Origin of the sequence: Cupriavidus pauculus (assembly GCF_008693385.1) — a bacterium.
GTDB lineage: Bacteria > Pseudomonadota > Gammaproteobacteria > Burkholderiales > Burkholderiaceae > Cupriavidus > Cupriavidus pauculus_D.
The window spans coordinates 2,659,702-2,672,799 of record NZ_CP044067.1 but is presented as its reverse complement, the minus strand read 5'-3'; the positions used below and the strand labels follow the sequence as shown (position 1 = coordinate 2,672,799).

The window sequence follows — 13,098 nt, the reverse complement described above, 5'->3', positions numbered from 1 at the left end:
AAGCGTCGCCACGATGCCGCGCCGACCACCGTTACCGTTCATGCCGGAGGTCCTTGCCGTGTCCGAAGTGCTGTCTTCTGCATCCAGCTCCCCCTCACAGGATTCCCCCGCGGCCGTCCGGGCGGCGCCGCATGCGCCCCCCGCCGCACGTCCGCCGGCGTCGCCGCGTATTCCGGGCTGGTACCGCCTCCGCTGGCAGGCGACCTCGCTGCTGCACCCGGCCGGCGCCGCGCGCGAACTCGAGCGCCTCTGGTTCTCGCCGCCGCGCGCGCCCATATCGGCCGACGGGCAGCGCATGCTCGACGCCGCGCGCGCGGACTGGGCGCTCGTGACGGGCCAGGGGGCAAGCCGGCGCGTGCGCGTATACCGCTGGGGGCAGGAAGGTCCCGTCGTGCTGCTCGCGCACGGCTGGGGCGGCAATGCGGCGCAGTGGCATGCGATGGTGGAGCCGCTGCTCGCGGCCGGTATGCGCGTGGCGGCATTCGACGCGTTGTCGCACGGTGCCTCCGACGCCGGCGCGCAAGGTGGGGACCGCAGTTCGATCGTCGAACTGTCGCGGTCGCTGCTCGCGGTGGCGTGGCATGTGGGCCCGGTCCACGCGGTGGTCTCGCATTCGGCCGGCGGTCCGGCGACGGCGCTGGCCATTCGCGAAGGGCTGCCGCTACGGCGTGCCGTACTGGTCTGCCCGCCCGCCGATATGGGCCGCGCATGCGCCGCGCTGGCCTGGCAGCTCGGCTTCAGCCCCGCGGTATTCGCGCGCATGGCGCGGGACAGCGCGGCGTGGCTCGGCATGCCATGGGAGACGTTGAACGTGCCCGACGTCGGCCGCACGCGCGATGTGCCGCCAACGCTGATCGTGCACGATCGCGATGACCGCGAAGTGCCCTGGGAAGATGGCGCCGCGATCGCGGGCGCATGGCCTGGTGCACAACTGGCGACGACCGAAGGGCTCGGCCACCGCCGCATCCTACGGGACGCGGCGGTAGCGGCGAGAATCGCCGGGTTCCTCGAAGCTCAGAAGCCCTGCAGCACGAGCTTGCCGATGGTCTGACCGCCTTCGAGCATCGCATGCGCGCGGCGCAGGTTCTCGGCGTTGATCGTGCCGAGGTTTTCGCCGAGCGTGGTCTGCAGGCGGCCCGCGTCGATCAGGCGCGCCACTTCGTTGAGCAGCTTGTGCTGCGCGATCATGTCCGGCGTGCCGTACATCGCGCGCGTGAACATGAACTCCCACACGAACGTCGCGCTCTTGCTCTTGAGCGCGCCGATGGCCAGCGGGCCCGCGTTCTCCACGATCGAGCAGATCTTGCCCTGCGGCGCGATCGCCTCGGCCATCGCCTCGAAATGACGGTCGGTGTCGTTGAAGCACAGGATGTAATCGACGTTCTCGAAGCCCAGCGTACGCAGTTGCGCGGGCATATCGCCGCGATGGTCGATCGTATGGTCGGCGCCGAGCTTGCGCACCCAGGCCTCCGACTCCGGACGCGAGGCCGTCGCGATCACGGTCAGCTTGCCGAGCGTCTTGGCCAGCTGGATACCGATGGAACCCACGCCGCCGGCACCGCCGATGATCAGCACCGATTTGCCCGCGTCCTCACCCTTCTCCGAAACCCCGAGACGATCGAACAGCGCTTCCCATGCGGTAATGGCGGTCAGCGGCAGCGCGGCCGCGTGCGCGAAGTCCAGCGAGGCCGGCTTGTGCCCGGCAATGCGTTCATCGACGAGGTGATACTCGCTGTTGGTACCCGAACGCGTGATGCTGCCCGCGTAGAACACGGGGTCGCCGACCTTGAACAGCGTCACGTCCGGACCCACCGCTACCACGGTGCCGGCCGCATCCCAGCCCAGCACGCGCGGCGCGGGCTCGATCTTGTCCTTCGGCGCGCGGACCTTGGTGTCCACGGGGTTCACGGCCACCGCCTCGATCTTGACCAGCAGATCGTGGCCGGCCGCTTCCGGCTTCGGCAGGTCGGTGTCGAACAGCGAACGCGGGTCGCTGATGGGCAGGTAATGGGTCAGGCCGATGGCTTTCATGGCAGGCTCCTGTCTGGAAGTAAATCTACGATGCCTGCATCGTAACCAACTTCCATCCGCTTGATTAGCCGGAAGCTGAAGCAATCACTTTCACTGGAATAGTGAAAATCCGTCCATAAAAAAGCCCGCCACGAGGGCGGGCACGCGTCAGCGCATCGTTCCTGCCAGGGGCAGCGTACCGTCAGGTCACATCGTCCGGCACCGGGCGGTAGCCCATCGGCGCGGTGGTGTTGGCATGCACGTACTTCTTCGCGTGGGCCTCTCGCATCGGCTTCAGCACGAAGATCGCCAGCACCGCGGACAGCGCGGCCATGCCGGAAGCCAGCATGAACACCGCGTGCCAGTCACCGGTCGCAGCCGTGATCACGCTCGAGAACGGGACCAGCAGCGCGGCCGTGCCCTTGGCCGTATAGAGCAAGCCAGCATTGGTCGCGGCGAACTTCGGACCGAACGTATCGCCGCAGGTCGCCGGGAACAGGCTGTAGATTTCACCCCAGGCGAAGAACACCACGCCCGTCAGCACCACGAACGCCACCGGGTTGTGGCCGTACTTCGACAGCAGCACGATGCCCACGGCCTCCACCGCGAACGCGATGAACATCGTGTTCTCCCGGCCGATGTTGTCGGAGATCCAGCCGAAGAACGGTCGCGTCAGGCCATTGAGCACGCGGTCGATGGTCAGCGCGAATGTCAGCGCCGGCAGCGTGAGGCCGAGGATGGACACGGGCGAGTCATGCAGGCCGAAGTCCTTGGCGATCGGGCCGAGCTGCGCGGTGGCCATGAGGCCGCCTGCGGCCATCATCACGAACATCGCGTACATGACCCAGAAGATCGGCGAGGACAGGACCTGGCGCGGCGTGGCGTTGTAGGTCGTGGCGCTCTTCAGCGTGGCCTTGACCTCGCTGAGGATCTTCGCCGAGGGCGGATAGAGCGCCATGCCCAGCACGAACACGATCAGGCCCTGGCCCAGGCCGAACCAGAGGAACGTGGCCTCGTAGCCGCTGCTCTTGATCATGTTGGCGATCGGCACCACGGTCATCGCGGAGCCCGCGCCGAAGCCCGCCGCGGTAATCCCCGCCGCCAGCCCGCGGCGGTTCGGGAACCACTTGAGCGCGTTGCCCACGCAGGTGCCATATACCGCGCCGGCACCCACACCGCCGATGGCGGCTGCGACGTACAGCATCGGCAGCGACGAGGCCACCGAATTCAGCGCCCATGCGATGGCGCACAGCAAGCCACCGCCCACGACCACCGGGCGGGGACCGTACTTGTCGACGAGATAGCCCTCGATCGGGACCAGCCACGTCTCCGTGACCACGAAAATGGTGAACGCCACCTGGATGGCCGTGCGGCCCCAGTGGTACTTGTCATCGATGGGATTGACGAACAGCGTCCAGCCATACTGCATATTGGCGATCATCGCCATACAGATCACGCCAAACACGAGTTGCATCCACGGGGACGCAAAACGGGACGTCGACGCCTGTTGCTGTAGTTCCATGGTGTCTCCTTCTGACGGGGCGGCCCGCCGTTGTGGATAGGCGTCCTGTGCGGACGCTCTTTTGTGCTGTTGTTGTTCGATATTTGCGCGCTAGACCTTCGAACAGCTGAGCCGTTCTAGTGCTATACGGTATGTGATATATCAACCAAGTCAAGCCGGGATTTCGGTGCGCCGCCGCACCGTTGCGGATGGCATTGGCTCGTCACTGGCACCCTGCTCTGCCACTGGTGTGCCATGCGCATGAAACGCGCATTGGAATGGGCCAGGACTCGCTTGCGAATCAATGACTTGGATGCGATCGCCAGATCAATGCGAAGCGGTGTCGAGTGGGGGTGTTTTCCGTGCGTTGCAGCAGCGTGAGGACCCTGATAGGGAAAGTCCTAGGCGTGCGACAAGTGCTGCCGATCGTGAATGTGTCGACATTCAGAATCTGACGGAATGAGGCAGGAAGAAGACAGGCAGGAAACCGGCCGTAAGCTCGGATGTCGCGGGCGCGACAAAAGCTGTGAAGCACGTATGGAGAAGCCGGCCGTAACAAGCTCCAACGTTACTGCCAATCAGATGCGCGCGAATTCGGGAACCAGAGCCGGGACCTGAACGGGCGTGGCGGCGGGACGCGAGCGGCCGACACCGTCGGTCGAATCCTGCGAGGCACCCAGGCCGGCGAAACGGCCATGGTCTTGCGCGGTCGTCAGCGTTTCCATCGGCACGCGCGTGCCGATCAGCCAGGTTGCGAAAACGCCCAGATGGATCAGACCAAGAGCGAGGACGGAAAGCAGAGCGGTGTTCATGAAAAATCCTGAGTGAGGTAGGTCAAGGAGTTTTCATTATATGCTGCATCGCAAGGTCTGTAAATATTTGGTATGTGATATATCTTGAGAAGGTTTCCTCTATATGCACCAAACGCAACAAGGCACCCCGCGGGGTGCCTTGTCGTTCTCTCGAGCGCGCCAATCACTGGGGCGCCGCATGTTGCAAATCCACACTTTCGGGGCAAAGACCCTTTGTGCGTTGCGGTCAGCCGGCTTTCTTCAGCAGGTCCTGATCGTATTCCTGCGCGCGCAGATTGTCCCAGACCGCCGCCGCATTGGGCTTGAGCGACCGGCTCTTCCGCCGGACCAGCATGACCGTGGACGTGACCTGCGGCCGCAATGGCCGCAGCACGGCCGCGGGCGCCATGCCGGACGCCTGCGCGCGCGATGGCACCACGCCGATGCCGAGGCCCATCGCGACCATGCCGAAGATCGCCGCGAAATGCCCGAGCACCTGCAGCGTGCCGGGCCGCACATGATAGGTCGCGAGCGCGCGTTCGACGGCGGGCTGCATGCCCGAATGCTGGTCGAGCGTCAGCACGGTGGCATCGGCGAGGTCGCCCCATCCGAGCGATTCGCGCGCGGCCAGCGGGTGCTGCGCGGGAAGTACCGCGCATAGCGGATCCACGCATAGCGGTTCGCAATACAGATCGTCGCAGGACGCCGGATTGCTCGCGATGCCGAAATCCACTTCGCCGTTACGCACGCTCTGCAGTACCCCTTCGTGCGAACGGTCGCGCAGCGTGATGCCGATGCCCGGCCATGCCGTGCGGCAACCCGCGACCCACGTGGGGACGCACATCGACGACAGCACGGGATCGGTGGCGATCTGCACGGTGCCCTGGCTCGGTTTGCCCGTGCCGTGGCTTTCGCGCAGCGTCTGCTCGACCTCCTCGATCAGATGGCAGATGCGTTGCGACAGGTGCGCGCCCGCATCGGTCAGTTCCACCTGCCGTGTGGTGCGATCGAACAGCCGCTGGGCGATTTCCTCCTCGAGTTCGCGCACGCTGCGACTGATGGCCGATTGCGTCAGGCCCAGCTCGGCGGCGGCGCGCGTGAAGCTCTTCTGCCGCGCTACCGCCGCGAAGGCCTTCAATTGTGGAAGCGAAACATTCATGGTGCCGCTCCTTGTTGTGTGACTGCTCTTTGGTGCCGCGTGGTGGTGTCGTGCTTGTGCCGTCGCGCTCGTGTTGCCGCTTTTCGGATAGATCGGGTATTGCGATGCCGCCCTACTCCCCCTTGCCGGTGGAGAAGCCGGCCATATACGTGGCACGGTCGCTGACCGTCTGTGCATTCGCGTGGCCGGTGATGAAGCGCCGCCGCATCGGCTGCAACAGGAACTTCGCCGACAGCCCCGCCGCTACCGTCATGACGGCCGCCACGGTGAACACGAGGCTCCAGCCGCCGTGATGGGACAACACCGATGCCAGGGGCACGAGCAGCGCCGCGGTACCCTTCGCCGTGTACAGCGTGCCGGCGTTGGCGGCGGCGAACTTGCTGCCGAACGTGTCGGCGCAGAGGGCCGGGAAGATCGAGAAGATCTCGCCCCAGAACAGGAACGTGAGCGCCGCGAACAGCATGAACCAGTAAGGGTTGTGGCCGAGTTCCATCAGGCCGATGAGCGATAGCCCCTCGCCGATGAAGATGAAGAACATCGTGTTCTCGCGGCCGATGCGGTCCGAGATAAAGCCGCACAGCGGACGCGTCAGGCCGTTGCAGAGGTTGTCGATCGACAGCGTCATCGTGAGCAGCGGCAGCGTCACGCCGAGCATCGTGATGGGCATCGACGCGAAGCCGAAGTCCTTGGCGATCGGGCCGAGTTGCGCGGTGGCCATGATGCCGCCCGCCGCCACCGCCACGAAGGAGGCATAGATCAGCCAGAACACCGGCGTCTTCACCATCTGGCCCGGCGTGAACTCCACCGGATTCGTCAGGATGGCCTTGTTGGTCGCCACGTTGCGCGGGGGTTTCGGCTTGACCAGCAGCATCGCCATGATGAAGATGAGTACGCCCTGGAGGATGCCGAACGTGAAGAACGCATGCTCGTAGCCGGACTTCTGGATCATGTTCGCGATGGGAATCACGGTGAGGGCCGAGCCCGCGCCGAAGCCCGCGGCGGTCAGGCCGGCGGCAAGGCCCCGCTTGTCCGGGAACCACTTGAGCGCGTTGCCGACGCACGTGCCATACACGCCGCCGGCACCGATGCCGGCGATCACCGCCGAGGCGTAGAGCATCGGCAGCGACGTGGCATACGAGTTCATAACCCAGGACAGGCCGGCGCAGATGGCGCCACAGGCGACGACGGGACGCGGACCGAATTTATCGACGAGCCAGCCCTCGATGGGCACCAGCCACGTTTCGGTCACGATGAAGATGGAGAACGCGATCTGGATCGCCGATTCGCCCCACTGATGCTTGGCGTTCATGGGGTTGACGAACAGCGTCCAGCCATACTGGAGGTTCGCCACGAGGCCCATACAGAGCACACCGATAAATAACTGGAACCAACGGTTGTGCAGCAAACCGCCATTGGAATTGCCCATGACGGGGCCTGCCGCATCGATGTGCGCCATGTCGTGTCTCCTTGCATTAGTGTCTTGCGCTCTGGTGGCGCAGCTCGCGGGCAACACATCGTGGGGGATGGCGCCCTCGTTTCTTCACTACTGAATGAGCGCGCCTGACATTGCGGCACGTTGCATCTGTGGAATTGATGCTACTTCAAACTTAGATCACCACAGCATAAAGTTTTTTATTATGATCATTTACGATCCTTTATAGATTGCAGGAAACGGTGCAATGAAAAATGCCACGCTGCGTCAACTCAAGGTCTTCGAAACGGTGGCGCGCCACCTGAGTTTTTCGCGCGCGGCGGAGGAGCTGCACCTTACGCAACCTGCTGTTTCTACACAGGTTCGGCAGCTCGAGCATCACGTTGGACTGCCGCTTTTCGAGCAGCTCGGCAAGCGGATCTACCTCACGCCGGCGGGCACGGAAATGCTGCACTATAGCCGCAGCATCATTCAGCAATTCCGCGAGGCAGAAGATGCGATGGCGCAGCTTAAGGGTATATCCGGAGGCCGTCTCAATGTCGCGGTGATCAGTGCGGGCGACTATTTTTTTCCGCGCTTGCTTGCGGAATTCATGGGTCGTCATGACGGCGTGACTTTAAATCTTGCGGTGCACAATCGCGAAGAATTATTGCATCAGCTCGGCGGCAACCTCACGGACCTCGCGGTCATGGTGCGCCCGCCCGAAGGCGGCGACACGATCGCCGAATCGTTCGCGCCGCACCCGTACGTCATTGTCGCGGCGCCCAATCATCCCCTGGTCGGCAAGCGCCATATTCCGCTCGCCGGGCTCGCGGAGGAGGCATTCGTTTCGCGCGAGCGCGGCTCCGACACGTGGAACTCGATGCAGGAGGGCTTTGCGGGGCGGCTGTCCAACCTGCGCATCGCGATGGAGATCAAGAGCACCGAGACCATCAAGCAGGCCGTCATCGCGAACATGGGTATCGCGTTCCTCTCCGCCCATACGGTGGGCCTCGAATTGCAGACGGGCAAGCTTGCCGTGCTCGATATCGAGGGCTTTCCCGTGATGCTCAACTGGTACGTGGTTCACCGCCGCAACAAGCGGCTGCCGCCCGTGGCGCTCGCGTTCAAGCACTTCCTGATGGAGGAAGGCGCACGGCTGATCCAGCAGATCACTGGCGTGGAAGGCCTGATCCGCCATCCATAAACGATGGCTTATGGTTTTCCGATGAAACTTTAATTATCGTAAATGGTTCGTCGCCACTAAGCTTCCTTTCAACGAAGCCCACAACGAAGGAGACGAATATGGACCAACTGCAAACCGCCCCGCACGCCGTCACGCACGACGGCACCACCGCCGCGCATCTGGACCGCGACATGCAACTGGCCGCGTTCAACGCAGCCTTCATGGAGCTGGGCCTGCGCTTCCGCTGGGACATGCAGATGTTCGAATGGCTGTGCGGCATCGAATGCGAACGCACGCGCGTGTGCCGCTATATCGAGGAATACCACGCGCACCTGCTCACGGCCTATGAACCGGCCTTCCTGAGCCAGCTGATCTTCGACAAGAAGAACGACTACCTGCGCGCGATGCGGACGGGCGTGAACTGATACACCCGCCTCTCGACGTCAAAAACACCCCAGGAACACCCCTTTCCCAAGGGGTGTTCTTGTTTTATCAGCCCGCACTGGCCGTGGCGCTCGCCTTGGCCTCCAGCTCCGCGATCCGCTTGCGTAGCGCGCGTTCCTCCTGGAAGCGTGCGGTCTCGTCGCGGATGATGGCCACGATGCCCGTAATGGCCCCGCCCTCGCCGTGCAACAGCGCCACGGTGAACGCGATCGACATCGCATCGCCGTTCTTGTTGATCGCGGGAACCTTGAGCAGATCGTGGCCATAGCGGGTCTGGCCCGTCGCCATCGTCTTGTCGTAGCCTTCCCAATGGCGCGCGCGCAGGCGCTCGGGAATGATGAGGTCCAGCGACTTGCCCAGCGCTTCTTCCTGGGTGTAGCCGAACATGTACTCGGCGGCCGGGTTCCACAACGTGATGGCACCGTCGGGACCGGAGATGACGACGGCATCGCCGATGGCCGTCACCAGTTGCTCGTAGTCGATCGCAGCCTGCATGGTCTTTCCTGAGGAATGATGGGAATGCCCCGATGCGCCACCGGAAACACCGGTGGCTGCCATCGGGGCACTGGCAGTGCTGCCGTCCAGCTTAGATGACCTGCGCCTCGCGCAGGCGGGCGATCTCCTCGGCGCCGTAGCCAAGACCGGACAGCACTTCCGCGCTGTGCTCGCCCAGCAGCGGCGAACCGGTGATCTCGGGCTTCATGCCCGAGAACTTGATCGGGCTGCCCACGGTCAGGTACGTGCCACGTTCCTTGTGCGGGACTTCCACGATCGAGCCGCTCTTGCGCAGCGATTCATCCTCGGCAATCTCCTTCATCGACAGTACCGGCGAGCACGGAATATCGAACTTGCGCAGGATATCCACGGCCTCGTACTTGGTCTTGTCGGCGAGCCATTGCTCGATGGTGTCGAAGATCTCCGTGATATGCGGCTGGCGCGCCTTGGCCGTGTTGTAGTTCGGATCGTTGATCCACTCTTCCCGGCCCAGCGCCTTGCAGATCGGCTCCCATGCGTGGCCCTGGATGGTGAAGTAGATATACGCGTTGGGATCGGTCTCCCAGCCCTTGCACTTCAGCACCCAGCCCGGCTGGCCGCCACCGCCGGCGTTGCCGCCGCGGGGCACCACGTCGCTGAACGTGCCGTGCGGGTACTGGGGATACTCTTCCAGATAACCGATGCGGTCCAGGCGCTGCTGATCGCGCAGCTTCACGCGGCACAGGTTCAGCACGGCGTCCTGCATCGACACGGCCACCTTCTGGCCCTCGCCGGTCTGCTGGCGGCCGATGATCGCGGTCAGGATGCCGATGGCCAGGTGCATGCCGGTGTTCGAGTCGCCCAGCGCGGCGGCCGACACGGTCGGCGGGCCGTCCCAGAAACCCGTGGTCGACGCGGCGCCGCCGGCGCACTGTGCCACGTTCTCGTACACCTTCAGGTCTTCATAGTGGTGGCCGTCGCTGAAGCCCTTGACCGATGCCACGATCATCTTCGGGTTCAGTTCCTTGATGCGGTCCCACGAAAAGCCCATGCGGTCCAGCGCGCCCGGGCCGAAGTTCTCCACCAGCACGTCCGACTCGCGAATCAGTTGCTCGAGGATCTTCTTGCCTTCCGGCTTCTTGGTGTCCAGCGTCAGGGAGCGCTTGTTGCTGTTCAGCATCGTGAAGTACAGCGCGTCCGCGTCGGGAATGTCGCGCAGCTGCGTGCGGGTGACGTCGCCCGACCCGGGGCGCTCCACCTTGATGACGTCCGCGCCGAACCACGCGAGAAGCTGCGTGCAGGCGGGACCGGCCTGAACGTGCGTGAAGTCGATGATCTTGATGCCGTTGAGTGGGAGGTTCACGTTCGCTCTCCTATTGGAATAGAGGGGTGAAACTAAAACGGGGTTGGCTGGATTGGATTACTTGCTGGCCGAGCTCTGCGGATTCAGGTTGGTCAGACGACCGCTTTCGGTGCCCGCATTCGGGTCGATGACCGCGTTGATCAGCGTGGGCCTGCCCGACTTCAGGGCTTCCCGCACCGCGGCTTCGAGCTCCGCGGGGGTGGTGACGTTGTGACCGACGCCACCGAATGCTTCCATCATCTTGTCGTAACGCGCTCCCTTGACGAACATCGTGACCGCGGGATCCTTGCCGCCGGTCGGATTCACATCGACGCCCTTGTAGACGCCGTTGTTGTTGAACACGACGATGCAGATGGGCAGGTCGTAGCGGCAGATCGTTTCGACCTCCATGCCGGAGAACCCGAACGCGCTATCGCCGCACAGCGCGAGGACCGGCTTGCTGGTCTCCACCGCCGCGGCCACCGCGTAGCCCATGCCCACGCCCATCACGCCCCACGTCCCGACGTCCAGGCGCTTGCGCGGCTCGTACATGTCGATGACGGCGCGGGCGTAGTCCAGCGTGTTGGCGCCTTCGTTCACGAACGAGATGCCAGGGTTGTCCTTGACGACATCCTTGAGCACGCGCAGCGCGCCGTGGAAGTTCATCGGCGACACTTCCTTCGCCAGCGTCTCTGCCATCTTCGCGAGGTTCTTGTCCTTCTTCTCGTCCACCGCGTGCAGCCACTCTGCGCCGGGCTTCGGGAAGCCGTTGCCGACCTTCTCGAGCAGTGCCGATACGCACGAGCCGATATCGCCCACGACCGGCGCGGCGATGGCGACGTTGCTGTCCATCTCCGTCGGCGAGATATCGATCTGGATGAACTGCTTCGGCTTGCCCCAGGTCTTGCCCTTGCCGTGCGAGAGCAGCCAGTTCAGGCGCGCACCGACCAGCATCACCACATCGGCTTCCGCCAGCACGTACGAGCGCGCGGCCGAGGCCGACTGCGGATGCGTATCGGGAATCAGGCCCTTGGCCATCGACATCGGCAGATACGGAATGCCCGTCTTCTCGACCAGCGCGCGGATGTCCGCATCGGCGCGTGCGTAGGCAGCGCCCTTGCCCAGCAGGATCAGCGGGCGCTTGGCGCTCTTCAGCAGCGCGACGGCACGGTCGATCGAGTCCGGTGCCGGCAACTGGCGCGGGGCCGGATCCACGACCTTGATCAGCGAGTTGCGGCCCTTCTCGGCTTCCATCGACTGCGCCAGCAGCTTGGCCGGCAGGTCCAGGTACACCCCGCCCGGGCGGCCCGATACGGCGGCGCGGATGGCCCGTGCGACGCCCACGCCGATGTCCTCGGCGTGCAGCACGCGGAAGGCGGCCTTGGCGTGCGGGCGGGCGATGGCCAGCTGGTCCATCTCTTCGTAGTCGCCCTGCTGCAGGTCCACGATCTCGCGCTCGCTCGAGCCGCTGATCAGGATCATCGGAAAGCAGTTGGTGGTCGCGTTCGCCAGCGCGGTCAGCCCGTTCAGGAAGCCCGGCGCGGAAACGGTCAGGCAAACCCCGGGCTTCTGCGTGAGAAAGCCGGCGATGGCCGCCGCGTTGCCCGCGTTCTGCTCATGACGGAAGCTGATGACGCGCATGCCGTTGGCCTGCGCCAGGCGGGCCAGATCCGTGACCGGGATACCGGGCAGGCCGTAGATGTTCTCGATGCCGTTCAGCTTCAGCGCGTCGATGACCAGATGAAAGCCATCGGTTTGCGCCTGTTGCGCTTCGACGGCTTGACGCTGCAGCTCGTTGTCTACTTCTGCCATGGTTGCATCCTTCTGTACGAATTGACTGGGATAGAGGACTTCTGCTTCAGGACGTGCAAATACGGTATGTGATATATCCAAGCTCAGCAAGGACTCATTGTGAACTTTCGTCGGTGCGGCGCAGCATTTGACCGAAATTGCCGGTTAGATAAGGGAAATTACGGAGATCAACCGCTCATATGGTTGACCAGCGACCCGATGCCATCGATCGTCACCGCCACCACGGCGCCGTCCTTCATCGACCCGACGCCGATCGAGGTGCCGACGGCGATCACGTCGCCCGGCATCAGCGTCATATCGCGCGACAGCAGGCTCACCTGCTCTTCGGGCGAAAACACGATGTCGGACAGTGGGTAGTTCTGACGCTCGACGCCGTCCAGCCGCGTCACGACACTGGCGCTGCGCCAGTCGAACCCCGTGACGATGGCCGGCCCGATACAGCCGAACGTGTCCGAGCCCTTGGCGCGCGTCCACTGCGGAAAATTGGGGTCGGCATTGAGCAGTTCGCCCGCCGTGACGTCGTTGACGATCGTGTAGCCGAAGATGTGCGAGGCGGCCTCGGCGAGCGGCACATTGCGGCATGGGCGGCCGATGACGATGCCCAGTTCGCCTTCGTAGGCGATCTTGCCGGTGTACCCGCTCGGACGCTGGATGGCGTCTCCGGGACCCGCGAGCGAACTCGCCGGCTTCAGCAGGAACAGCGGATGCGTGGGCACCGATTTCTCGAGCCGGGCCGCGAGCGCGTGGAAGTTGTTCCACAGCGCCACGATCTTGCCGGGCTCGCAGGGTGCCACCAGTTCCAGCGCGGCATAGGGGTAGATGTTCCCCGTGGCGCGCGGATCGGTATAGCCGGGGCCGTCGAATTCCATGACGCGGTCGGCATGGCTGTCGTCGAGCCGCCCGTAGGCGAGGTCGCCATCGGGGCGGCGGAAGCGAATCCAGGTTTGCACGGCAAAAGCTCCTCCGGC

Annotated in this window: 12 protein-coding genes; 3 read left to right on the top strand and 9 right to left on the bottom strand. The window is 64.2% G+C overall.

Features of this window, described 5'->3' with window-relative positions:
• The first annotated feature begins 40 nt into the window (after positions 1-40).
• On the top strand, positions 41-1,051 hold the full coding sequence (locus FOB72_RS30185; protein WP_150376904.1) for an alpha/beta fold hydrolase: 1,011 nt from the start codon (positions 41-43) through the stop codon (positions 1,049-1,051).
• On the opposite strand, the gene FOB72_RS30180 is transcribed toward FOB72_RS30185, so the two are convergent.
• The 5 genes from FOB72_RS30180 to oxlT (FOB72_RS30160) all read right to left on the bottom strand — a co-directional run bounded on the left by FOB72_RS30180 (position 1,015) and on the right by oxlT (FOB72_RS30160) (position 6,917).
• Positions 1,015-2,031, bottom strand: coding sequence for a zinc-binding alcohol dehydrogenase family protein (locus tag FOB72_RS30180; RefSeq protein ID WP_150376903.1), 1,017 nt, complete (start codon positions 2,029-2,031; stop codon positions 1,015-1,017). The genes FOB72_RS30185 and FOB72_RS30180 overlap by 37 nt on opposite strands.
• 181 nt (positions 2,032-2,212) lie before the next feature.
• Positions 2,213-3,532, bottom strand: a complete 1,320-nt coding sequence (gene oxlT, locus FOB72_RS30175; protein ID WP_150376902.1) for an oxalate/formate MFS antiporter — start codon at positions 3,530-3,532, stop codon at positions 2,213-2,215.
• Positions 3,533-4,089: 557 nt separating this feature from the next.
• Positions 4,090-4,323 (bottom strand): hypothetical protein, encoded by a 234-nt coding sequence (locus FOB72_RS30170; RefSeq protein ID WP_150376901.1) that lies wholly within the window; start codon positions 4,321-4,323, stop codon positions 4,090-4,092.
• 226 nt (positions 4,324-4,549) lie between these two features.
• Positions 4,550-5,461 carry a LysR family transcriptional regulator gene (locus FOB72_RS30165; RefSeq protein ID WP_150376900.1) on the bottom strand — a complete coding sequence of 304 codons (912 nt, stop codon included), beginning with the start codon at positions 5,459-5,461 and terminating at the stop codon, positions 4,550-4,552.
• Positions 5,462-5,573: 112 nt separating this feature from the next.
• Positions 5,574-6,917 (bottom strand): oxalate/formate MFS antiporter, encoded by a 1,344-nt coding sequence (gene oxlT, locus FOB72_RS30160; RefSeq protein WP_150376899.1) that lies wholly within the window; start codon positions 6,915-6,917, stop codon positions 5,574-5,576.
• A gap of 223 nt (positions 6,918-7,140) precedes the next feature.
• Between oxlT (FOB72_RS30160) and FOB72_RS30155 the strand changes: the two genes are divergently transcribed.
• Positions 7,141-8,079 (top strand): LysR family transcriptional regulator, encoded by a 939-nt coding sequence (locus FOB72_RS30155; protein ID WP_150376898.1) that lies wholly within the window; start codon positions 7,141-7,143, stop codon positions 8,077-8,079.
• A gap of 98 nt (positions 8,080-8,177) precedes the next feature.
• Positions 8,178-8,483 carry a LysR family transcriptional regulator gene (locus tag FOB72_RS30150; RefSeq protein ID WP_150376897.1) on the top strand — a complete coding sequence of 102 codons (306 nt, stop codon included), beginning with the start codon at positions 8,178-8,180 and terminating at the stop codon, positions 8,481-8,483.
• A 67-nt stretch (positions 8,484-8,550) separates the two neighbouring features.
• Here FOB72_RS30150 and FOB72_RS30145 read toward each other — a convergent pair whose 3' ends face one another.
• The 4 genes from FOB72_RS30145 to FOB72_RS30130 form a co-directional block, all read right to left on the bottom strand.
• Entirely contained in the window at positions 8,551-8,997 is a 447-nt protein-coding gene (locus FOB72_RS30145; RefSeq protein WP_150376896.1) for a PAS domain-containing protein, read from the bottom strand.
• Between the two features lie 91 nt (positions 8,998-9,088).
• Positions 9,089-10,339: a formyl-CoA transferase gene (frc, locus tag FOB72_RS30140; protein WP_150376895.1), complete on the bottom strand. Its 1,251-nt coding sequence runs from the start codon at positions 10,337-10,339 to the stop codon at positions 9,089-9,091.
• 57 nt (positions 10,340-10,396) lie between these two features.
• The gene (gene oxc, locus FOB72_RS30135) at positions 10,397-12,130 is read right to left on the bottom strand and encodes an oxalyl-CoA decarboxylase (RefSeq protein WP_150376894.1); all 1,734 of its coding nucleotides are present in this window, start codon (positions 12,128-12,130) and stop codon (positions 10,397-10,399) included.
• Between the two features lie 167 nt (positions 12,131-12,297).
• On the bottom strand, positions 12,298-13,080 hold the full coding sequence (locus tag FOB72_RS30130) for a fumarylacetoacetate hydrolase family protein (protein ID WP_150376893.1): 783 nt from the start codon (positions 13,078-13,080) through the stop codon (positions 12,298-12,300).
• Between the last annotated feature and the right edge of the window lie 18 nt (positions 13,081-13,098).

Excerpts from the sequence above, each read along its gene's own strand:
- oxlT (WP_150376902.1), bottom strand. The coding sequence starts at position 3,532 with ATGGAACTACAGCAACAGGCGTCGACGTCCCGTTTTGCGTCCCCGTGG.
- FOB72_RS30185 (WP_150376904.1), top strand. The coding sequence starts at position 41 with ATGCCGGAGGTCCTTGCCGTGTCCGAAGTGCTGTCTTCTGCATCCAGC.
- FOB72_RS30170 (WP_150376901.1), bottom strand. The coding sequence starts at position 4,323 with ATGAACACCGCTCTGCTTTCCGTCCTCGCTCTTGGTCTGATCCATCTG.
- FOB72_RS30180 (WP_150376903.1), bottom strand. The coding sequence starts at position 2,031 with ATGAAAGCCATCGGCCTGACCCATTACCTGCCCATCAGCGACCCGCGT.
- FOB72_RS30155 (WP_150376898.1), top strand. The coding sequence starts at position 7,141 with ATGAAAAATGCCACGCTGCGTCAACTCAAGGTCTTCGAAACGGTGGCG.
- FOB72_RS30165 (WP_150376900.1), bottom strand. The coding sequence starts at position 5,461 with ATGAATGTTTCGCTTCCACAATTGAAGGCCTTCGCGGCGGTAGCGCGG.
- FOB72_RS30150 (WP_150376897.1), top strand. The coding sequence starts at position 8,178 with ATGGACCAACTGCAAACCGCCCCGCACGCCGTCACGCACGACGGCACC.
- FOB72_RS30145 (WP_150376896.1), bottom strand. The coding sequence starts at position 8,997 with ATGCAGGCTGCGATCGACTACGAGCAACTGGTGACGGCCATCGGCGAT.
- oxc (WP_150376894.1), bottom strand. The coding sequence starts at position 12,130 with ATGGCAGAAGTAGACAACGAGCTGCAGCGTCAAGCCGTCGAAGCGCAA.
- oxlT (WP_150376899.1), bottom strand. The coding sequence starts at position 6,917 with ATGGCGCACATCGATGCGGCAGGCCCCGTCATGGGCAATTCCAATGGC.